Source organism: Streptomyces sp. NPDC033178 (genome assembly GCF_055577685.1).
The window spans coordinates 134,739-155,351 of sequence record NZ_JBVIPT010000010.1 but is presented as its reverse complement, the minus strand read 5'-3'; the positions used below and the strand labels follow the sequence as shown (position 1 = coordinate 155,351).

Sequence of the window (20,613 nt, the reverse complement as noted above, 5' to 3'; positions counted from 1 at the left end):
CCCCGGGTCACCGACCTGCGGCGGAGAACGACCGGCACTTCGGGGGGATACCAAGTGTGCCGCGCATCACACTAGGCTCGCCCGCGGACACCGGAGTCCCACCTAGGAGGCGGCCTTGTCCACAGCAGCTGCGGAGCACGCCCTCGGGCGCACGGACGCCGAGGGGATCGCGGCCCGCGCCCGCGGCCTCACGAAGGCGTACGGATCGGGTGAGACGACCGTGCTCGCCCTCGACTCGGTCGACGTGGACATCGCGCGCGGGCGCTTCACCGCGGTCATGGGCCCCTCGGGCTCCGGGAAGTCCACGCTGATGCACTGCCTGGCGGGTCTTGACACCGTTTCGGCCGGACAGGTGTGGCTGGGAGACACCGAAATCACGGGATTGAAGGAGCGCGAGCTGACCCAGCTGCGCCGCGACCGGATCGGCTTCATGTTCCAGTCGTTCAACCTGATCCCGACCCTGAACGCGGCCGAGAACATCACGCTGCCCATGGACATCGCGGGCAAGAAGGCCGACGAGAAGTGGCTCAACCAGGTCATCGACCAGCTCGGCCTGCGTGACCGGCTCAAGCACCGGCCGGCGCAGCTCTCCGGCGGGCAGCAGCAGCGCGTCGCCTGCGCCCGCGCCCTCGCCTCGCGCCCCGAGCTGATCTTCGCGGACGAGCCGACGGGCAACCTCGACTCGCGGGCCGGACTCGAAGTGCTCGGCTTCCTGCGGGACGCGGTCGACGACCTGGGCCAGACCGTCGTCATGGTCACGCACGATCCGGGCGCCGCCGCCCACGCCGACCTGGTGCTCTTCCTCGGGGACGGACGGATCGTGGACGAGATGGCGCGGCCCACGGCGGAGGCGGTGCTGGAACGCATGAAGAGGTTCGACACTATTCGCGGGACGATCGAGGGCGACGGCGCCACCGACCAGGGCATCGCTCCCGACCAGGGCATCGCCCTCGACAAGGACTGAGGCAGGCTGTCGTGCTGAAGGCGACACTCCGGAGTTTCCTCGCGCACAAGGGCCGGCTGCTGCTCTCGGCGCTGGCGGTCGTGCTGTCCGTGGCGTTCGTCGCGGGCAGCCTGATCTTCTCGGACACGGTCACGCGCACCTTCGACCGGCTGTTCGCGTCCACGTCGGCCGACGTGACCGTGACACCGAAGGAGGATCTCGACTCGCAGATCCCCTCCGGGGCGATCGCGACCGTACCCACGAGCCTCGTGGACCGCATCGGCAAGGTCGACGGGGTCACTCGCGCGCGTCCGGACGTGTCCGTCGAGAACATCACCGTCGTCGACAGCGACAACAAGTCGGTCGGCCCGACCACGGGCGCGCCCACCATCGCGGCCGACTGGTACGTCACCGAGCGCAGCCCCGTGGAGCTGACCTCGGGGCACGCCCCACGCGGCGCCGACGAGGCGCTCCTCGACGCGGACACCGCCGACAAGAAGAACGTCGGCATCGGTGACACCCTCACCGTCATCGCGCAGCCCGGGTCGTTCAAGGTCGAGGTCGTCGGCATCGCGACCTTCAAGACCACCAACCCGGGTGCCGCGCTGGTCTTCCTCGATCCGGCGGTCGCGCCGGCCGAACTGCTCGGCCGGACGGGCGTGGCCACCAGCATCCAGGTGGACGCGGCGGAAGGCGTCAGCGACGCACAGCTCAAGCAGCGCATCGCCGCCGAAATCGGCTCGGGCACCTACGAGTTGGAGACGGCCGACGAGCAGGCCGAGACCGCCGCCGCCCAACTGGGCGGATTCCTCGACGTGATCAAGTACGTGATGCTCGGCTTCGCCGGAATCGCGGTCCTGGTCGGGGTCTTCCTGATCGTCAACACCTTCTCCATGCTGATCGCCCAACGCACCCGTGAACTGGGGCTGTTGCGCGCACTCGGCGCCGACCGGCGGCAGGTGCGCCGGTCCGTGCTCCTGGAGGCGACGCTGCTGGGCCTGGTCGGCTCGACGCTCGGCCTGGCCGCGGGCATCGGGCTCGCGATCGGGCTGATCGAGCTCATGGGCCTGTTCGGCATGAACCTGAAGACCGCCGAGATGGTCATCGGGTGGGCGACGCCCGTCGCGGCGTACGTCGTCGGGGTGGGCGTCACCTTCGTCGCGGCGTATCTGCCGGCCCGCCGGGCGGCCGGTGTGTCGCCGATGGCCGCGCTGGCGGACGCCGAAATCGCCGGTGTGGGACGGCCGTTGCGCGTGCGGGCCGTGGTGGGGCTGATCGTCGGCGCGCTGGGCGCCGCCGCGCTCGTGGGGTGCGTGACGTCCACGGAGACCGGGTCCGCCGCCTCCCTGCTGGGCCTCGGTGTCGTCCTCACCCTCATCGCGACGGTCATCGCCGGGCCGTTGCTCGTCCGGCCGGTGATCCGCGTCCTCGGCGGTTTCTTCCCCGCCGTGTTCGGCCCGGTCGGCCGGATGAGCCAGCGCAACGCGCTGCGCAACCCGCGCCGCACCGGCGCCACCGCGGCCGCCCTGATGGTGGGCCTCGCCCTGGTCGGCGGGATGTCCGTGGCGAGCGCGTCCATGTCCAAGTCCTTCGACGACCAGATCGACAAGACGCTGGGCGCCGACTTCGTGGTGCAGAACGCCAACTTCCTGCCGTTCCCGCAGGAGATCACCGAGAAGGTGCAGGACACGGAGGGCGCGGGACTCGTCGTACGGCAGCGGTTCACGCCGGTCGCCGTCCGGCTGCCGGACGGCAAGCGTGTCGAGACGACCGCTGCGGGCTACGAGTCGCAGCTCGACGAGGTCGCCCGCATCACGTACGCCGAGGGCGACACGGCCGACGCGCTCGCGGACGGGAACATCGCCATGGACGCGGGCTTCGCCAAGGACCACGACGTACGCCTCGGCAGCACGATCCCCGTCGAGTTCCCCGGTGGGCGGAAGACCGAACTGAAGGTGGGGGCACTGACCGACCAGGACGCCGCCGAGGGCTTCGGCACGCAGGGCGGGCTGTTCTTCGGCTTCGGGACGATCGAGAAGTACGTGCCCGGCGGTCAGGACTCCGCGCTGTACGTGAACGCGGCCTCCGGCGCCTCCGCCGACACCCTGCGCTCGAACCTCGACAAGACGCTCGACCCGTATCCGCAGGTGCAGGTGCGTGACCTGGCCGACTACAAGAAGCTGATCCACGATCAGATCGCCGTGCTGCTCTACCTGGTGTACGCGCTGCTCGGCCTGGCGATCGTCATCGCGGTGCTCGGAGTGGTCAACACCCTTGCCCTGTCGGTCGTGGAGCGCACCCGGGAGATCGGGCTGCTGCGTGCGATCGGGCTCGCCCGGCGGCAGTTGCGGCGGATGATCCGGCTGGAGTCGGTGGTGATCGCCGTGTTCGGCGCGGTCCTCGGGCTCGCCCTCGGGCTCGTGTGGGGCGTGTGCGTGCAGCAGGTCCTCGCCCTGCAGGGGATGAAGGCGCTCGCGATCCCGTGGACGACTCTCGTCGCGGTGGTGGTGGGATCGGCCGTCGTGGGCATCGTGGCGGCGCTGCTGCCGGCGTTGCGTGCATCGCGCATGAATGTGCTGGCGGCCATCGCGCACGAGTGATTGACTCGCGGAGCGGCGCTCCGCGCACACGGCGAGCTCTAGTACAGGGCGCCACGTGCACGGCGAGCTCCGCGTACCCGGCGCAACCTACACGGCGTACTCAAGTCCCTTACCGGTGAGGAGAGTTCATGGCCCGCCCGTTCCGCTTCGGCGTCAATCTGATGAGCCTTGCACCAGCCGACGAATGGCGCGCGAAGTGCCGTCGGGCCGAGGAGCTCGGCTACGACGTGATCCTGGCCCCGGACCACCTCGGCATGCCCGCCCCCTTCCCGGCGCTGGTCGCCGCCGCCGAGGCGACCGAGCGGCCGCGCCTGGGCACGTTCGTGCTCAACGCCGGTTTCTGGAACCCCGCGTTGCTCGCCCGCGAGGTGGCCACGACGGACGCGCTGACGGACGGCCGCCTGGAACTCGGGCTCGGCACCGGCTACGTACAGGCGGAGCACGAGACGGCGGGGCTCCCCTGGGGTTCGCCGGGTGAGCGCGTGGACCATCTCCGGCGTACGGTCGAGGAGTTGGAGCGGCTCCTCGGCTCGCAGGGCCGGCAGCCACAGCCCGTGCAGAAGCGCGTGCCGTTGCTGATCGGCGCCAACGGCGACCGGATGCTGCGGCTCACCGCCGAGCACGCGGACATCGCGGCGTTCACGGGGGCGCGCACCCGGGACGGTGGTGTGCTGGAGCCGATCGCGGCGGAGGAACTCGACGAACGGGTCGCCCTGTACCGGAAGTTGGCCGCCGGGCGTGCGGAGCCCGCCGAGCTGAACCTGCTGGTCCAGATCGTCACCGTCACCGACGACCCCGGTGCGGCGATCCAGCCGTGGCTGTCCCACATCCCCCACCTGACCGAGCGGCAGGTCCTGGAGTTGCCCATCGTCCTCGTGGGGACCCTGGACGACATCGTCGAGCGGGTGCTGGCGCAGCGGGACCGGTTCGGGTTCTCGTATCTGACGGTGCTGGAGCCGAACATGGAGGCGTTCGCCCCCGTGATCGCGCGGCTGCGCGAGACCTAGGCCGGCAGAACCCGGCCGTTCGGGACTGCTCGATCGCCGGAAACTGTCAGTGGGTGCCTCTAATCTTTCGCGGAAGTCACAGTGAGGTGGGCCGATTCGGGCCACCGGCCACGCTGTGCCGGTTTCCGAACGGCGAAAGAGGCTGAGAGAACCAATGGGTTGGCTGGCAGTGGGCGACACCTACGAAATCACTCTGGTGGAAGGCCGGGTAGTGGCCCGGTCCGCATCGGAGACGTCCCCGGCAGGGCAGCTGAGACCCCTGCCGGGAGAATTACGGGACCGCCCCGAAGTGATCGAGCTGCAGCGGTTCGCCGAGTGGCTGGACCGGCACGCGGCCCAGTGCGCGGCGCAGGTCGACAACTGGATGGTGTCCTCGCTGCCGGTGCCGACCGGCCTGCTGGCCCGGGTCTGGCCCGACGAGGCGTGGCGGTCGGCACTGCGTGACCTGGTCGTGGTGGGCGAGGGCCCGGACGAGGTCGGTTTTCTGCGGGACGCAGACGACTCGGGTGAGCTTCGGGTGGTGAACCTGGACGGCGAGACCGTCCGCCTCTCCCCCCGCACGGTCACCATGCCCCACCCGGTCCTGCTGCCGGATCTCGACGAACTCCGCGTGTTCGCGGCCGAGTTGGGCGTGGTCCAGGGCGTCGAACAGATCCACCGCGCCACCTGGCACAAGCCCGGTGACATCAACGGTGACGCCGAGACGGTCACCGAGTTCTCCGGCGCCGAGTACAGCTCGTGGTTCCACCTCTCCGCCCGCGCCGCTTCGCTCGGCTACAAGGTCGCCGACGGCCGCGTCACCGGCCGGATCCGGGACGCCGGGCGGGTCTTCACCGCGTCGGTCGACATCGGCAACCCGTACTACGACGAAGAGGGCCGGACCGGCGATCTGAGCTGGCGCCATGGATGGGACCCCCGGCTCCGGCTGTCGGAGGTCGGCCCCGTGGCGTGGTCCGAGGGCATGCGCATGGCCGCGGCCCTGCACGCCGGCCGCACCGTGGCCGCGGACCACGCCGCATGAGCGACACGGCGGCACGGACGACGGCACGGACGGCGACACACCTCGGGGCCACGGCCGTGGTCGGGGCACCTCACACGACAGAGACCGACGGGCGCACACGGATGAGCAGGGCCCCGGGGACCGGCCGTACGGCCACGAAAGGTACGGAATCATGAACGACACGGTGGCCGACGACTCGGTGGCCCGGGGCGATGCGACGGCGGTGGCGGAGGCAAAAGCCGAAGCTGAGGCAAAGGCTGACGCTGAGACTCAGGAACTGCTGCGAGCCGGTGCGGTACTGCCCCCGGGAACAACCGGTGGCGGCGACCGGGCCGTGCCCATGTTCACGCAGGCCTACCGGCATCCGGGCCTGGACGACCGGATCGTCGTACGGCTGGTCGCCGCCGAACAGGGAGAGGGCTTAGGCGCCGGCTTCCTCGGTCTCGAACCCGAGGGCGGGCCGACGGAGGTCGGTCTCGGACAGCCGCGGGCACTCGGCTTCCCGGAATGGGTGCTGGTTCATCACCCCTCGGACGGCCACCTGGCCATGTCCCTGGTCGAGGAGATGAACAAGGTGGCGCGGACGGCGAAATCCAGACCGAAGAAGGCGCGGGCCACCTACGAGTCGATCGGCGAGCGGCTGGCGGGTTCCGTACCGCATTTCCTGCCGACCTTCTACGAGCAGGCGGGGCGGGTGTTCCTGGCCGCCGACGAGACGGCGTACGCGTCCCGGATGTTCGTCAACGCGCGCAAGGCCGAGACGGCGCACGCGCTGCCGTTCGACGAGGAGCGCATGGACGCGGTCTTTCTCGAGTTCGCCCTGGCCGAGGCCGTGCCGACGAAGATGCTCTCCAGCTACGCCAAGGGGCTGTCGTCCCGGGTTCCTGCAGCGACGGCGTTCCGGCACGTTCGCGGACTCTTCGTACGCCTGGCCGCGCACGGGCTGCCTCCGTCGAGTCCGGGCGCGGGTGATCTGCGCAGACTGGCGAAGGCGGTCGCGGGCAGGAACGCGCTCGTGGAGGAGGTCGCCTATCTGCGCGAGATGCTGACACTGCCCGGCACGGTCAAGGCACCGCCCGGCTGGTGGAAGGCCCATCGGCCGGCCCTGCTGGAGCTGACCCGGCAGGAACCCGCCTTCCGCGGCACCCTGCTGGAGCTGATGCCCTCGGGGTGGGAGCGGGAAGAACTGCCCCAGTGGCTGGACCTGTTGGAGAAGTCCGGTGCCACCGCCGGGCTCTGCGATGCCACCCTTCCCGCCGAGGTGCGTCCCGCCGACGGTACGGCCGGCTGGACCCGCAGATTCCTGGACCTGTGGCGGGCGGACTATCGCCTCGCTCCGGCAGAGCTCTATCCACTGGTCGACCGCATGGCCAACACTCTGCGCACCGAACTGGAGGCCTCCGACGGCCTGTTGCCGCCTCCTGTCGGCGATGTGAACCTCCTCGACCAACTGCTGTCCCTGGGCATACCCCTGTCGGAACCCGAGGAGCGACAGAGCCTCGGCCTGGTGTCGTGGGCAGCCTGTGAACACCGGCGCGACCTCCTCGCCCTGGAAGCCGACCACCGCTTCCACCGGGCGTTCCGGCTCGGCTGCCCCATGGACGGCCGGGCAGACCATCCGCAGACCGTCGTCACCTTGGCCGGGTCCCCCGGTGGACGGCCGATGCTCGCCGAATGGGTGGGCGAGGTCAGCCAGAAGTACGTCACGGCGGAGCTGCCCGCGTTCGACGGCTACCACAGTGTTCTCCAGACGCTGAGCTGGCTGCCGGGAGAAGTACTCGCGGTCGCCGAGAAGGCGGTTCGAGAGGCGCTGAGCACCGGCATGGCCCCGGCGCTCTCCCGCGCCCTGCGGTCCGGGCTCCTCGACGAACTGGGCTGGCCCGCCTGGGAAGAGGCGCTCGAAGCGCACGAATCGGGGAATCTGCAGCGGGAGGTCCTCGTCACCGATGCCTGGCCGCACCTCATCGTCCTGGCCGGCATGCAACTCCGGGTGATCGGCGCGGAGGGCACGCTGCTCACGCACGAGCTGTGCGTCCCCGACCAGGTGGCTCGCTACCGCAGGGATGCCGACTATCACTACGTGGACGGCGAGTTGTTCGTCTGGTGGCGTCCGGTCGACGCAAACGGCAGGCAGGGCTACTGGCACCACACCCCCTCGCAACGGGTGACGATCGAGGAGGCCGGCTACTCCCGCACCAGCAATGCGGGCGGGCGCGACGGGATGAACGGCAACATGGCGCCCGTCTCGCTCCCGCTTCCCGGAGGCGGCCGGACCACCGGTCACGGGGTGCTGCGCCGCGGGGACACGGTCGTTCCAGGGGCCCGGCAGGTGATCAGCGACGGCACGTCGTACTGGGTGTGGTCGAAGGTGGGCACCGACTACAAGAACAGGACCTGGCACGCGTACGACCCGGTCGGCGACACGCTCGGCGAACCCGGACAGCCGGACTGGTTCGGCGAGGGCGTGCGCACCGCCCCGGCGGGAAGCACCTTCGAGGCGGGCTGGCTGCTGCCCGCCCCCTCCGTCGCGCCGGGTCCGATGTGCGCCCCGGTGGACGGGCTGCTCGGCTGGCGGGTGGTGACACTGCCCGACGGTTCGCGGCAGGGCGAGGACCTGGCCGGGCGCTCGGTCGTCGTACCGCCCGGCAGGGGCCGCGGCCGCAGCCCGCGTTGGGTGGTGGAGTTCCCCGGCGCCGACCGGCCGCTGGCCGTGATCCAGGAGTACGACGGGATCAGGCTGATCGACGGGAACGGCTCGGTGATGGCCGAGATCCCGCGGGACCACACCGCCGGAGCCTTCACCGCGGGAACCCCGCTCCTGCCTCCCCTGCGCTACTGGCACCTGCTCCAGCCCCGCGACCCGCAGGGCTCCGCGGCGCTCCGCGAGGTCGACGAGGACACCGCGGCGGCGCTTCTGACGGCCGCCATGAAGGAGCGGCCCGAGGAGGACATCGAGGGCCAGGACCATCCAGCGAGGGAGCAGGTCGGCGCGAACGTGCTGCCCGGGATCATCCGCACCTTGTTGCCGCAGGTCGGTCACGACGCGCTGCTCGCAGGCATCGCCGGAGTGGTGCGGTTCGCCGCCGGGCAGCAACGCGTCCTCGACGCCGCGCGCACCCGGCTCGACACGGCGCTCACTGGCGGCGCCCGGAAGGATCAACGGCCCGAACTCAGCGACGGCGCGCTCACCGCGGCGCTGCAGGGCCTCGGCCTCAACGGCCGCAAGTACCTGGTGCAGGGCAGGGCGTACTACTACCACGAATCGTCCGGCAAGATCGTCCGGCTGCTGCGGCTGCTCGGGAAGGCGCAACGGGGCCTCAACGAACCGGCCCCGGCGGGCAGTCCGCACCCCGCCCTGCCCGAGCAGGGTGCCTTGAGCGACATGGACTGGCTGACCCTGCCCACGCTGCCATCCCTGTTGGCTCTGCGGTCCGGCTCGACGGCCACCACCGAGGATCACAGGAAGGTGCTGGAGACGTTCCTCGCCGAACTGGACGCCCAGGAACTCGCGGTGCTGGACCCCGGCCGCTGGCGCCTTGTCCGGCTGCGTCTGGACCGGAGTCTGTTCCAGGGGCCCGGCTCCCTGAGCAGCAATGTGGCGACGGTGCTGCAGTTGGCCGACGGCGCGTTCCTCGTCTTCCTCAACGAATGGAGCCGAAGCGACGCCGACGGCCAGGTGTTCAGGGCGGTCTTCCACGATCCGGCCGGCCGGTTCGAGGCGCCCGCTCCGTACACGCTGTTGTCCGCCGAGCCCTTCGCCCCGGAGCCGGCCCGTGCGCCCGGCTGGTTCACTGCCTTCCGGTCCGAGCTCGCTGCGCGCGGTCCGGCGCCCTGGTACCCGGCGGCCGCCGAGGAGCTCGCCCGGCTCACCGGAATCACCCCGGCCATGGCCCGGCTGACGATCGCCGGAGTGCCTCTGACCGACGACGCGCGGAGGCCCGTGCCCGCCGAGACGCTGAAGACGATCGGAGTGAAGTCGGCCGACGTGGCCGTGGCCAGAGAGGCGGTGGGGTGCCGGGACGCCGGCGTCTGGCAGGCCGTCATGGCTGCGCTGCTGCCCGCCGAGCCGTCCGGGCTGTGGACGGACGGCCCGGACGTGGTCGCTGCGGCGGAGGTCTGGAACCGGCGGGTGGGCCGACGGACGGCCCTCCCCGAGGACGTGCTGCACGAGGCGGTCCGCACCGTGCAGACCACGTCGTGGTGGACACCGTCCGAAGCGCTGCGCGGGTTCGTCGACCGAGTGGCCGAACCCCGGTTGAACCACGACCTGACCTGGACGACCAGAGGTCACTACCTGAGTTCCGTCGAGAACACGCCCGGCTTCGGCACAGGCACCCTCAACGGTTCGGTGGCCCTGGCCGCCTGGCTCGCCCACCGCCTCCCGTCCGGCGACCCGATCCGCGCTCTCCTCCCGGGGGTGCTGACCGCGGTACGCGCCCGGCTGGCCCACCCGGACCTGCTGATCAACCTCGGCAGGCGGGTCGATCTGGAGGCGTTCCGCCGGGGTGCCGGGGACCCCTCGGAGACGGGTGACGGCTTCGTGCGCTACGGCGCGGTCGTGCTGAGCACCACGGTCCCCGACCCCGTCGCCGCCGTCCGCCCCGCGCTGCTGGACGCTGCCGGGAACGACCCCCACCTGGCGGCGGTGGTCCCCGGTGAACGGCCGAGCGCCGAGGACATCGCCCTCCGGCTGGTCCACGACCGGCGGTTCGCGGAGCTGCTCGCCGATCCCGGGGCACCAGTGGCGGGTGAGCGCGACGCGGACGGTCTGTGGTGGCCGCAGGATCCCGCCCGGTCCGTGCCCGACCTCGTCGGTGAGGTGGCCGAGCGGTACGGCATCGGCGAGGACGCCGCCGTCATCTATCTGATGCTGCTCGCCATGCCGGATCCCACCGACCACCACACCGCCCGCTGGACCGGCTGGGCGAAACAGCGGGGCGGTACTGCCCGGCTCCGCGCCGCCCGCGCCGAACTCGCCGCGACCGACCTCGTACTCGAAGGCAGCCGCACCCGGGCGGGACGCTCACTGTTCCTGCCCGGTGGCTGGACCCAGCTCGCGAAGCCGTACGTTCCGCTGGAGCGGTGGAAGGTGCCGATGTACGACCTGCTCCACGGCGAGGAGGCCGTCCTGGGCGTCGTCGTGCCCACCGGGCCCGTCGCCGATCTCTACCGGGCGGCCTGGCGGCGGGTTCTGGACGGGGACGAGCCCCGGCTGGAGGAACTCGAGGTAGCCCGGCCGCGGAAGGCGCGCCGCTGATTCCTGGTACGGAGGCGGGGCGGGCCGGGGGCGGGCTGGGGGTGCGCCAGGGGCGGGGCGGTCGTGGCAGAGCGCACGACCGTCTCCGCGGGCCGGGAGCGGCTCCGGCCGGGCCTCCGGGTCGCGCCTCCGAGCCGGGCCTCCGGGTCACGCCTCCAGGTCACGCCTCCAGGTCGCGCCTCCAGGTCCGGCCTCCGGGTCGAGTACGGCTCCGGTCGCTTCGCCCTTCGGACCGTGTGTTCGTACGCCGTTCGGCTGCCCGGCCGTTCTCGACGGTGGTCCGAGCCGTACCCACCCCGCCCCACACCGCTGTCGCCTTCGGTCCCCTCTCGCTTGCCCGTCGGGCGGGCGAGCACCCTCGTGGAGCACCCCGATGACCCATTCCGACACGACCACCCCACTCCCACCGGTCGCGCCTGAGGTGTTCGCCTCCGCGGTGGAGAGTCTCACCACCCGGCTCCGCGGCAGACTGGACGCTGCCGTCGAGGCGCTGACGGCCGCACCCGTCACCGCCGAGGGCGGGACGTTCGGCGTCCGCTGCGGCGAGGACGCCCTGGTGACCCTGTCACCGGACCCGTCCGGCACGGTCACCGACACCGAACAAGCCCGCTGCACCTGCCTGTTGGCACCGCGCTGTCTGCATCGGGCGGCGGTACTGGGCGCCTGCCCGGTTGCCGTCACGGAATCCGCCCGGCCCGTGGTCATCGCCCCGTCCGTGCTCTCCTGGCCCGGCGCAGGCGCTGAACCCACCGGTGCTGTTCCGCCCGCCGGACCGGACCGTACCGGCGGACCGGACGGTACCGCCGGACCGGACCGCATCGTCGAACCGGACCGGCCCACCAACGGGATCCACCCGACCGAACAAGTCAGTCCCACCGAGCGGGTATGCCCCTGCACGCAGGCCAGCTCCACCGAGCAGGTCAGTCCCACCGAGCGAACCCGGCTCGCGGACCCCGACCCCCGCCCCGAGCCCGCCCACGCCCCGGCAGACGCCCCCACAGGGCCCACCGCCGCCCAGATCCGTGCGGCCGCCGACCTCTGGACGGCAGCCGCAGCCGTGCTCTCGGCCGGAACGGCCGGTACGGGAGCGGTCCTTGAGGCCGAGCTGCTCCGCGCCGCCCACACGGCACGTCTGACGGGCCTGCACCGCGCGGAGGCCGCGGCGCTGAGCGTGGTGCGCTGTCTGCGTACGGCGCGCGACCCGTACAGCCCGGACAGGCTCGCCGAGTTGGTGACCGCCCTGCGTGAACTCCTCCTCGTCGCCCACCTGTTGAAGTCCGGCGTTCCCGAGCCCGCACTGATCGGCGCCGTCCGCCGCAACCACCGCCCCGACGGTTCGCTGCGGCTCTACGGCGTCTGCCGCGAACCGGTGATCGGCGCCGGCGACCTCGGCGGTGTGGTCACACATCTCCTCGACGACGACGGCCGCTGGTACACGCTCCGCGACGTCCAGCCCGGCGGCCCGGCGCGGGCCCGACGGGCCGGTACCGCCCTTGTCGCCATCCGGAGCTTCCTGAGCGACCACTTCCGGGTGTCGCGCGGAGGCCTGATCATCTCGGGAGCGACCGTCTCCCCGGAGGGGCGCCTGCTTGCGGAACGAGGTGTCCGTGCCACCGTCGCCGCCGGACGCCCCTGGGCCGAGGCCGCGCCTGCGACGGTGTTCGCCCGCCCGCTCGCCGAGTCCGCCGCCGTGCGGTTCCCGGCGTCGCTCGTGGGTGACGCCGGAGAGGGCGGCGATCACGAAGAGGCCGGTGATCCTGGAGGGACCGGGTACGCCCGTCCCCTGATCGGCTGTGACGTGGAGATCGCCGCGGCCGACGGCGAGGATCTGCTGGTCCGTGAACTGCCCCGTGGCGCAGACAAGTTCGCGGACTGCCCGCCCGCCCCCGGTCCACCGGTCCGGCTGGCCCCCGCCCACAGCCACCCCGCTCTCGCCCACACCGCCAATCTCCGGCAGCTGGGCGCGCGTCCCGGGCTGCGGATCCGGGTCCTCGGCCGCCTCGACCCCGACCGGGTCACGACCCTCCGCGTGCTCGCCGTCGGCCCCGTACCCGGGACAGAGGTGACACTGCGCCTCCCGGACGACTGGCAGGGTCGCGCCGATCTCGGCTACGACCTCCTGCACAGCGACCACTTCCCGCCGGACATCGCCTCTCCGTCCCCGCCCGCCCTCTGCTCCTGCGCCTCCCGCGCCGCCCCTTCCGGCGACTCTCCCCTCTGGCGCGTACGGCGTCTGGTCGAGCTGGCCGTCACCGGCGGACGCCGGATCGCCGCCGAATCCACGCGCGGCAACGATCACGACGGCCACGCCGCCGCGCTGCGGCGCAGCGGACTCGTCACCGGCTCGGACCTGATCACCGCGCTCGGAGCGGTGGCCGGCCGCCGCTCCCTGGACGTCTTCGGACGCCACAGCGGAGCCGACCCGGACCAGTACGCGACCCAGTGGCTCGCCACAGCCGTCTACCTGGCCGCCGCCGAAACGGACCTGAAGCACGGGACATGGCCCGGGCCCGGGCACGAGCACACCCACACCGACAGCGGCCACGGCACCGGCACCGGCACCGGCAATTCATGATCCGTACGCTCGATCACCCGGTCCGGAAACCGTTCGCCAGACAGGTCGGCGCTCTGCTTGGCTCGCCCCATGAGTGATCTCCACATCCGCTGCGCCACCCTCGCCGACATCGACACCGTGTTGCGGTTCTGGCGCGAAGCCGCGGAAGGAACCAGCATCAGTGACGACCACGCCGGAGTGGCCGCCCTCGTGACACGAGACCCCGAAGCCCTGCTCCTCGCGGAGCGCGACGGCACCCTGGCGGGAACCGTCATAGCCGGCTTCGACGGATGGCGATGCTCCGCCTATCGACTGGCCGTACACCCGAACCACCGCCGACAGGGCATCGCGAGCGCTCTGCTGGAAGCGGCCGAACAGCGCTTCGCCGCGCTGGGCGGCCGCCGCGTCGACGCCATGGTCCTGGAGGCCAACGAACAGGCCCACCACACCTGGGCCGCCACTGGCTACCATCGCGAGGACCACTGGCGACGCTGGGTCAAGCCGCTGGCCGACTGACCGAAGCGCGGGACGTGCTTGATCCTCTGTCCGCGGGGGACCCGGTCGTCCCCAGGAAAGTCGTCTCCTCAGGAAAGGTGTGAGCCTCCGCCCATGGGCGAGCCTCCCGGTACCCGACGGCGCGGCGTCCCGCTGTGCCGTCATCGCGCGATTCCCCCGCCCGTGGCCGATCATGGGACGGAGGTGACCCGATGACCGAAGTGCTCCTCCTCGCCGTGGCGGTGCTGCTCTCGCTCGCCTGCGGCGCCTTCGTCGCGGCGGAGTTCTCACTGACCACGGTCGAGCGCAGCGAACTGGAGCGGGCCGTCGAGCGCGGCGAGGTCGGCGCGGCGGGCGCACTCAAGGCCGTACGGAACCTCACCTTCCAGCTCTCCGGCGCCCAGCTCGGCATCACGGTCACGAACCTGGTCGTCGGCATGCTGGCCGAGCCGTCCGTCGCCAAGCTCATCGCGGGTCCGCTGGAGGCCGCCCGTGTCCCGGAGTCCGCGTCCTCGTCCGTGGCCCTGGTCATCGGTACGGCCCTGTCGACGGTCTTCCTGATGGTGGTCGGCGAGCTGGTGCCCAAGAACTGGGCGATCTCCTCACCGCTCGCCGTGGCCAAGCGGGTGGCGACACCGCAGCGCTGGTTCAGCTCACTGTTCCGGCCCTTCATCACCCACCTCAACAACACGGCCAACCGTGTCGTACGCCGTTTCGGTGTCGAGCCCGCCGAGGAGCTGGCCTCCGCGCGCGGCCCGCAGGAACTGGTCGCGCTGGCCCGGCACTCCGCGAAGCAGGGTGCCCTGGAGCCGGACACCGCCGAGCTGTTCGTGCGCACGCTGAACCTCGCGGACCTCACCGCGGAGAACGTGATGACGCCGCGCGTCCAGGTCATCGCCCTCGACGTCCAGGCGACCTGCGAGGACGTGGCGAACGCGACCCGGGCGACCGGGCTGTCCCGTTTCCCCGTCTACCGCGGCAACCTCGACTCGGTCGTCGGTGTCGCGCACATCAAGGACTGCGTCGCCGTGCCCGCCGACCACCGCGCTCGTACGCGCGTGTCGACGCTGATGCGCGAGCCCCTGCTCGTACCGGAGTCGCTCACCGTCGACCGTCTCCTGGACCGGCTGTCCGGCAGGCGCACGATGGCCGTCGTCATCGACGAGTACGGCGGCACCGCCGGGGTCGCCACCCTGGAGGACATCGTCGAGGAGGTCGTCGGCGAGGTGCGGGACGAGCACGACCCCCACGAGACGCCCGATCTGGCCCCGGCCGGCACGGACGACGAGGACCGCACCCTGTACTCCGCCGACGGCTCCGTACGCATCGACAGGCTGGCCCGGGTCGGTCTGCGCGCACCGGACGGACCGTACGAGACGCTCGCGGGCCTGATCGCGGCCGAGCTGGGGCGCATTCCCGCCGAGGGGGACACGGTCGAGGTCGGCGGGTGGCGGCTTGACGTGGGGGACGCGTCGGGGCGGCGGGCCGCGCGGGTGCTGATGCACGCGCCGCGCGCCATGGACGTCCCGTCCGAACGGCCCGGGAAATCGCATGAAGGGGGCGAGCGATGACCGCCGTACAGTTGCTCATCGGTCTGTTGACCCTCGTCGTGAACGCCTTCTTCGTGGGAGCCGAGTTCGCGCTGATCTCCGTGCGCCGCAGTCAGATCGAGCAGTCCATGGAAGGCGGCGCGGAGGGCGACCGGCGGGCGCGCAGCGTCCTGTGGGGGCTTGAGCACGTGTCCGCGCTGATGGCGGCGGCGCAGCTCGGCATCACGCTGTGCACGCTGGTCCTGGGTGTGGTCGCGGAGCCGGCGATCGCGCATCTGCTGGAGCCGGTGTTCCACGCGGTGGGGCTGTCGAAGGGCACCGGGCACGCGATCTCGTTCGTGATCGCGCTCTCCCTGGCCACGTATCTGCACATGCTCCTCGGTGAGATGGTGCCGAAGAACATCGCACTCGCCGAGCCGGTGCGGACGGCGCTGCTGCTCGGTCCGCCGCTGGTCGGGCTGTCGCGGGCGCTGCGGCCGGTGATCTTCACGGTCAACGCGTTCGCGAACGGGCTGCTGAAGCTGTTGCGGGTCGAGGTGCGGGACGAGGTGTCCGCGACGTTCTCGGACACGGAGCTGGCCCGGCTGGTCAAGGACTCCAGCGAGGCTGGGCTGATCGACGACCGCGCGCAGGAGAGGCTGCACGACGCCCTGGAACTGGGGCGCCGTCCGGTGCGGGACGTGGTGCTCCCGCTGGAACGCGTCGTCTACGCGCGCGTGGGTGTCACGGCCGAGCAGTTGGAGGCGCTGTCCGCGGAGTCCGGCTTCTCCCGCTTCCCCGTCGTGGACGAGGGGCGTCGCATCGTCGGCTACCTCCACGTCAAGGACGCGCTGGACGCGATGCCGCGCGACCTGCCGTTCCGGGTCCAGGACATGCGGTCCATCGCGCGCGTCCGGGAGAGCACGCCGCTGGACGACGTACTCACGGCGATGCGACGCAGCCGTACGCACCTGGCCGCGGTGCTGGGTACGGACGGGCGGCTGGCGGGGCTGGTGACGATGGAGGACGTGCTGAGGGAGTTGTTCGGGCAGCCGGTGTGACGCGGGAGAGCGCTGTGGGCGTGCGCCGGGCGGCAGACCGATGGGTATGTGCACGGGTTATCATCTCTTCCGCCATGCAGACGAATGCCACCTACACCAGTCTTGTCGCGATCGGCGACTCCTTCACCGAGGGCATGTCGGACCGCCTCCCCGACGGCTCGTACCGCGGCTGGGCCGACCTCCTCGCGGCCCGGATGGCCGCTCGGACACCCGGGTTCCGGTACGCCAACCTCGCGGTACGCGGCAAGCTCATCGGACAGATCGTCGCCGAGCAGGTCGACGTCGCCGCGGCGATGCAGCCCGACGTGATCACACTCGTGGGCGGGCTCAACGACACACTGCGGCCCAAGTGCGACATGGGGCGGGTCCGCGGACTCCTGGAGGAGGCCGTCGAGCGCCTCGCCCCCGCCTGCAAACAGCTCGTGCTGATGCGCAGCCCCGGCCGCCAGGGCCCGGTCCTGGCACGGTTCCGCCCGCGCATGGAGGAACTCTTCACCTGCGTTGACGACCTCGCGTCCCGCCACGGCGCGCTCGTGGTCGACCTCTACGGGGCACCGTCGCTGGGCGACCCCCGGGTGTGGGACGTGGACCGGCTGCACCTGACGGGCGAGGGGCACCGCCGGGTCGCCGAGGCGGTGTGGCAGACACTCGGGTACGACCCGGAGGACGCCGACTGGCGCACGCCCATGCCGCCGTCCCCGCCGCCCGGCTGGGGCGCCCGCCGCACCGCCGACGCGCGCTTCGCCCGGCAGTACCTGCTGCCGTGGATCGGCCGACGTCTCACCGGCCGCTCGTCGGGCGACGGCCGCCTGGCGAAACGACCGGACCTGCTGCCGTACGAGACTCCGGGGGCGTAAGCCACGACGAGGGCCCGAGGCGCAGGGTTCAGGAGGCGTCGAGCCATTGGCGGCGACAAGCGGGCTGGTGCATCGAGCCCCCTGGGCGCCGAGTCGGTCGGAAGCGTTCGAGCCGGCCAGTGGGGTCGAGGCGGCCGGTGGCGTGTACGGCTCGTACGGCGCATGATCGGGCTCGCCGCCCCACGAGCCGGGCCAAGGGAACGGAGTCCGCTGTGACCACCACCGTCATCAACCTCAAGGGCCGCATCCACGACTTCGGCCCCGGCCTCGAGGACGCCCCGGCGGACCTCGTGTACGTCGGCCGCCGCTGGACCATGGGGCACTGGGACCTTCCCCAGCACCCGCTCTACAACCCGTTCGCCGTCGACACCGCCACCAAGAAGCGCGACGGCACCCGCGCCGAGGTGATGGCCAAGTACCGGGCGTACCTCCTCGAACGCCCCGATCTCCTCGCTCTCGTACCGGAGCTGCGCGGCAGGACGCTGGCCTGCTGGTGTGCGCCGGAGCTGTGCCACGGCGACATCCTGGCGGAGCTGGCCGACGCGGGGTCGTAGACCGCCGGGGCGGAATCCGTGGATCACCGCGGGGCCGGCTCCCGACCCCGCGCCGCGCTCTCGTAGCTTCCGACAAACGGGCCCGTGGCGCTGGCCTGCAGGAACCGCCAGTAGAATCTGGACACGTGACTGCGCCCGCAAAGCCCCGTATCCCGAACGTCCTCGCCGGCCGCTATGCCTCGGCCGAGCTCGCCACCCTGTGGTCCCCCGAGCAGAAGGTGAAGCTGGAGCGTCAGCTCTGGCTCGCCGTGCTGCGGGCCCAGAAGGACCTCGGGATCGAGGTGCCGGAGGCCGCCCTCGCCGACTACGAGCGGGTGCTGGACCAGGTCGACCTGGCCTCGATCGCCGAGCGCGAGAAGGTCACGCGGCATGACGTGAAGGCGCGGATCGAGGAGTTCAACGACCTCGCCGGGCACGAGCACGTACACAAGGGCATGACGTCCCGGGACCTCACCGAGAACGTCGAACAGCTGCAGATCCGGCTCTCCCTGGAGCTGATGCGCGACCGCACGGTCGCCGTCCTGGCGCGCCTGGGCAAGCTCGCGGGCGAGTACGGCGAGCTGGTCATGGCGGGGCGCTCGCACAACGTGGCGGCGCAGGCGACGACGCTCGGCAAGCGTTTCGCGACCGCCGCCGACGAGTTGCTCGTCGCGTACGGCCGGGTCGAGGAGCTGCTCGCCCGTTACCCGCTGCGCGGCATCAAGGGCCCGGTGGGCACGGCCCAGGACATGCTCGACCTGCTGGGCGGGGACGCGGCCAAGCTCGCGGACCTGGAGCAGCGGATCGCCCGGCACCTGGGCTTCTCGCAGGCGTTCACGTCCGTCGGCCAGGTCTACCCGCGCTCGCTCGACTACGAGGTCGTGACGGCGCTGGTGCAGCTGGCGGCGGCGCCCTCGTCCACCGCGAAGACGATCCGGCTGATGGCCGGGCACGAGCTGGTCACCGAGGGCTTCAAGCCCGGTCAGGTCGGCTCCTCCGCGATGCCGCACAAGATGAACACCCGCTCCTGCGAGCGCGTCAACGGCCTGATGGTGATCCTGCGCGGCTACGCCTCGATGACGGGCGAGCTGGCGGGCGACCAGTGGAACGAGGGCGATGTGTCCTGCTCGGTGGTGCGCCGGGTCGCGCTGCCCGACGCGTTCTTCGCGCTCGACGGTCTGCTGGAGACGTTCCTGACCGTGCTCGACGAGTTCGGCGCCTTCCCGGCGGTAGTGGCACGTGAGCTGGACCGCTACCTGCCGTTCCTCGCGACGACCAAGGTGCTGATGGGCGCGGTGCGCGCGGGCGTCGGCCGTGAGGTCGCGCACGAGGCCATCAAGGAGAACGCCGTCGCCTCCGCCCTCGCCATGCGTGAGCAGGGCGCCGAGCGCAACGAACTGCTCGACAAGCTCGCCGCGGACGAGCGCATTCCGCTGGACCGCGCCGGGCTCGACGCCCTGATGGCCGACAAGCTGTCCTTCACGGGTGCAGCCGCCGACCAGGTGACCGCGGTCGTCGCCCGGATCGAGGAGATCGTGAAGCAGCACCCGGAGGCCGCGGGCTACACACCGGGGGCGATCCTCTGACGCGGTTCACTCCCGCCGAACTGGAGGCCGCCCGCGACCGGCTCGTGCCGGATGTCGCCGCGGACGGTCTCCAGGTGCTGTTCTGCGGTATCAACCCCGGCCTCATGACGGCTGCGACGGGCCACCATTTCGCACGCCCCGGCAACCGCTTCTGGCCGGTCCTGCATCTGTCCGGCTTCACGCCCCGGCTGCTGAAGCCGTCGGAGCAGGGCGAGTTGCTGTCGTACGGGCTCGGCATCACCAATGTGGTGGCGCGGGCGTCCGCCCGGGCGGACGAGCTGAGCGCGGACGAGTACCGGGAGGGCGGGCGGCTGCTCGCCGCCAAGGTGGAGCGGCTGCGGCCGCGGTGGCTCGCCGTGGTGGGCGTGACCGCCTACCGGGCGGCCTTCGACGACCGCAGGGCCGCGGTCGGGCCGCAGGAGCGGACGTTCGGCTCGACGCGCGTGTGGGTGCTGCCCAACCCCAGTGGTCTGAACGCGCACTGGACGGCGGCGACGATGGCGGAGGAGTTCGGCCGGTTGCGGGAGGCCGCGGAGGCGTGACGGGTCGTGGTGGGGCCGACTCAGGGACCCGTCACGGCGGGGCCAACTCCGTGACCAGCGCGAAGAGTTGGAACTCCAGCCCCTCCTTGGGCTCCGAGACCCCCACGGCGACCCAGCGCCCGGTGCCGTCGGCCTCCCACAGGTCCACGTGTCTCACGTAGGCGCTGAGGTAGGCCCACGGCTTCGGTATCTGCTCGTCCGGGTCCTCGGAGCGCAGGAAGACACCATCCAGGCTCGTGGGATGTGCCTCTCCCCAACGCTCGTTCAGCCTCTGTGAGACGCCGTTCCTGTAGGCGGTGAACTGGTCCGCGATCTCCGTCCGCTCCCCCTGGTCACCCGTCCCGAAGCCGTGCGTCGTCTCCAGCACCACCAGGTGGTAGCCGGGTCCCCCCGCGCCGATGTCCGACCAGCCGTGCGCCGCGGGGAAGTCGCGGACGCACAGCTCGTCGATCGTGGCGAGGTGTCGCTCAGTGGTCATGAAGTCCAGTAAAGCGGTCACCACTGACACTTGGCGGCCCGTCAGGTGACAACGGGTACTCGGGTTCACGCGTCCCGACGGCGAAGGCTCCCGGCTCCGGCGAGGAGCACGGCCACCGCCCACCCCGCCGTCACCGCCGCGAGAGAGCCCGGGCGGCCGGCCGTCGGCACC

14 protein-coding genes are annotated in these 20,613 nt (G+C 71.7%); 13 read left to right on the top strand and 1 reads right to left on the bottom strand.

Annotated features, from left to right (window positions below; all coding sequences use genetic code 11):
- Nucleotides 1-115: 115 nt before the first annotated feature.
- The 13 genes from ACZ5VQ_RS24945 (at nucleotide 116) to mug (ending at nucleotide 19,964) form a co-directional block, all read left to right on the top strand.
- Nucleotides 116-964 carry an ABC transporter ATP-binding protein gene (locus ACZ5VQ_RS24945; protein WP_469106792.1) on the top strand — a complete coding sequence of 283 codons (849 nt, stop codon included), beginning with the start codon at nucleotides 116-118 and terminating at the stop codon, nucleotides 962-964.
- A gap of 11 nt (nucleotides 965-975) precedes the next feature.
- On the top strand, nucleotides 976-3,543 hold the full coding sequence (locus ACZ5VQ_RS24940; RefSeq protein ID WP_469106791.1) for an FtsX-like permease family protein: 2,568 nt from the start codon (nucleotides 976-978) through the stop codon (nucleotides 3,541-3,543).
- 128 nt (nucleotides 3,544-3,671) lie between these two features.
- Complete coding sequence (locus ACZ5VQ_RS24935) at nucleotides 3,672-4,550, top strand: LLM class F420-dependent oxidoreductase (RefSeq protein ID WP_469106790.1); 879 nt, start codon at nucleotides 3,672-3,674, stop codon at nucleotides 4,548-4,550.
- A 154-nt stretch (nucleotides 4,551-4,704) separates the two neighbouring features.
- Nucleotides 4,705-5,571: a DUF4132 domain-containing protein gene (locus ACZ5VQ_RS24930; RefSeq protein WP_469106789.1), complete on the top strand. Its 867-nt coding sequence runs from the start codon at nucleotides 4,705-4,707 to the stop codon at nucleotides 5,569-5,571.
- A gap of 151 nt (nucleotides 5,572-5,722) precedes the next feature.
- On the top strand, nucleotides 5,723-10,807 hold the full coding sequence (locus ACZ5VQ_RS24925) for a DNA-binding protein (protein ID WP_469106788.1): 5,085 nt from the start codon (nucleotides 5,723-5,725) through the stop codon (nucleotides 10,805-10,807).
- A 373-nt stretch (nucleotides 10,808-11,180) separates the two neighbouring features.
- Nucleotides 11,181-13,382: a hypothetical protein gene (locus ACZ5VQ_RS24920; protein WP_469106787.1), complete on the top strand. Its 2,202-nt coding sequence runs from the start codon at nucleotides 11,181-11,183 to the stop codon at nucleotides 13,380-13,382.
- A gap of 69 nt (nucleotides 13,383-13,451) precedes the next feature.
- On the top strand, nucleotides 13,452-13,877 hold the full coding sequence (locus ACZ5VQ_RS24915) for a GNAT family N-acetyltransferase (RefSeq protein ID WP_384090155.1): 426 nt from the start codon (nucleotides 13,452-13,454) through the stop codon (nucleotides 13,875-13,877).
- 191 nt (nucleotides 13,878-14,068) lie between these two features.
- Nucleotides 14,069-15,427, top strand: a complete 1,359-nt coding sequence (locus ACZ5VQ_RS24910; protein ID WP_469106786.1) for a hemolysin family protein — start codon at nucleotides 14,069-14,071, stop codon at nucleotides 15,425-15,427.
- On the top strand, nucleotides 15,424-16,446 hold the full coding sequence (locus ACZ5VQ_RS24905) for a hemolysin family protein (protein WP_469106785.1): 1,023 nt from the start codon (nucleotides 15,424-15,426) through the stop codon (nucleotides 16,444-16,446). The genes ACZ5VQ_RS24910 and ACZ5VQ_RS24905 overlap by 4 nt, the downstream gene beginning before the upstream one ends.
- A 74-nt stretch (nucleotides 16,447-16,520) precedes the next feature.
- The gene (locus ACZ5VQ_RS24900; protein WP_469106784.1) at nucleotides 16,521-17,303 is read left to right on the top strand and encodes an SGNH/GDSL hydrolase family protein; all 783 of its coding nucleotides are present in this window, start codon (nucleotides 16,521-16,523) and stop codon (nucleotides 17,301-17,303) included.
- 212 nt (nucleotides 17,304-17,515) lie between these two features.
- Nucleotides 17,516-17,857: a DUF4326 domain-containing protein gene (locus ACZ5VQ_RS24895; protein ID WP_469106783.1), complete on the top strand. Its 342-nt coding sequence runs from the start codon at nucleotides 17,516-17,518 to the stop codon at nucleotides 17,855-17,857.
- Nucleotides 17,858-17,982: 125 nt separating this feature from the next.
- Nucleotides 17,983-19,422, top strand: coding sequence for an adenylosuccinate lyase (gene purB / locus ACZ5VQ_RS24890; RefSeq protein ID WP_469106782.1), 1,440 nt, complete (start codon nucleotides 17,983-17,985; stop codon nucleotides 19,420-19,422).
- Nucleotides 19,419-19,964 (top strand): G/U mismatch-specific DNA glycosylase, encoded by a 546-nt coding sequence (gene mug / locus ACZ5VQ_RS24885; RefSeq protein ID WP_469106953.1) that lies wholly within the window; start codon nucleotides 19,419-19,421, stop codon nucleotides 19,962-19,964. The genes purB and mug overlap by 4 nt, the downstream gene beginning before the upstream one ends.
- Nucleotides 19,965-19,995: 31 nt before the next feature.
- Here the strand turns inward: mug and ACZ5VQ_RS24880 are convergent, their stop codons facing one another.
- Nucleotides 19,996-20,442 carry a hypothetical protein gene (locus ACZ5VQ_RS24880; protein WP_469106781.1) on the bottom strand — a complete coding sequence of 149 codons (447 nt, stop codon included), beginning with the start codon at nucleotides 20,440-20,442 and terminating at the stop codon, nucleotides 19,996-19,998.
- Nucleotides 20,443-20,613: the final 171 nt, after the last annotated feature.

What these genes read in the sequence shown, in the direction of transcription:
- ACZ5VQ_RS24935 (WP_469106790.1), top strand. Translation starts at nt 3,672, where the DNA reads ATGGCCCGCCCGTTCCGCTTCGGCGTCAATCTGATGAGCCTTGCACCA.
- ACZ5VQ_RS24930 (WP_469106789.1), top strand. Translation starts at nt 4,705, where the DNA reads ATGGGTTGGCTGGCAGTGGGCGACACCTACGAAATCACTCTGGTGGAA.
- ACZ5VQ_RS24925 (WP_469106788.1), top strand. Translation starts at nt 5,723, where the DNA reads ATGAACGACACGGTGGCCGACGACTCGGTGGCCCGGGGCGATGCGACG.
- ACZ5VQ_RS24920 (WP_469106787.1), top strand. Translation starts at nt 11,181, where the DNA reads ATGACCCATTCCGACACGACCACCCCACTCCCACCGGTCGCGCCTGAG.
- ACZ5VQ_RS24915 (WP_384090155.1), top strand. Translation starts at nt 13,452, where the DNA reads ATGAGTGATCTCCACATCCGCTGCGCCACCCTCGCCGACATCGACACC.
- ACZ5VQ_RS24910 (WP_469106786.1), top strand. Translation starts at nt 14,069, where the DNA reads ATGACCGAAGTGCTCCTCCTCGCCGTGGCGGTGCTGCTCTCGCTCGCC.
- ACZ5VQ_RS24905 (WP_469106785.1), top strand. Translation starts at nt 15,424, where the DNA reads ATGACCGCCGTACAGTTGCTCATCGGTCTGTTGACCCTCGTCGTGAAC.
- ACZ5VQ_RS24900 (WP_469106784.1), top strand. Translation starts at nt 16,521, where the DNA reads ATGCAGACGAATGCCACCTACACCAGTCTTGTCGCGATCGGCGACTCC.
- ACZ5VQ_RS24880 (WP_469106781.1), bottom strand. Translation starts at nt 20,442, where the DNA reads ATGACCACTGAGCGACACCTCGCCACGATCGACGAGCTGTGCGTCCGC.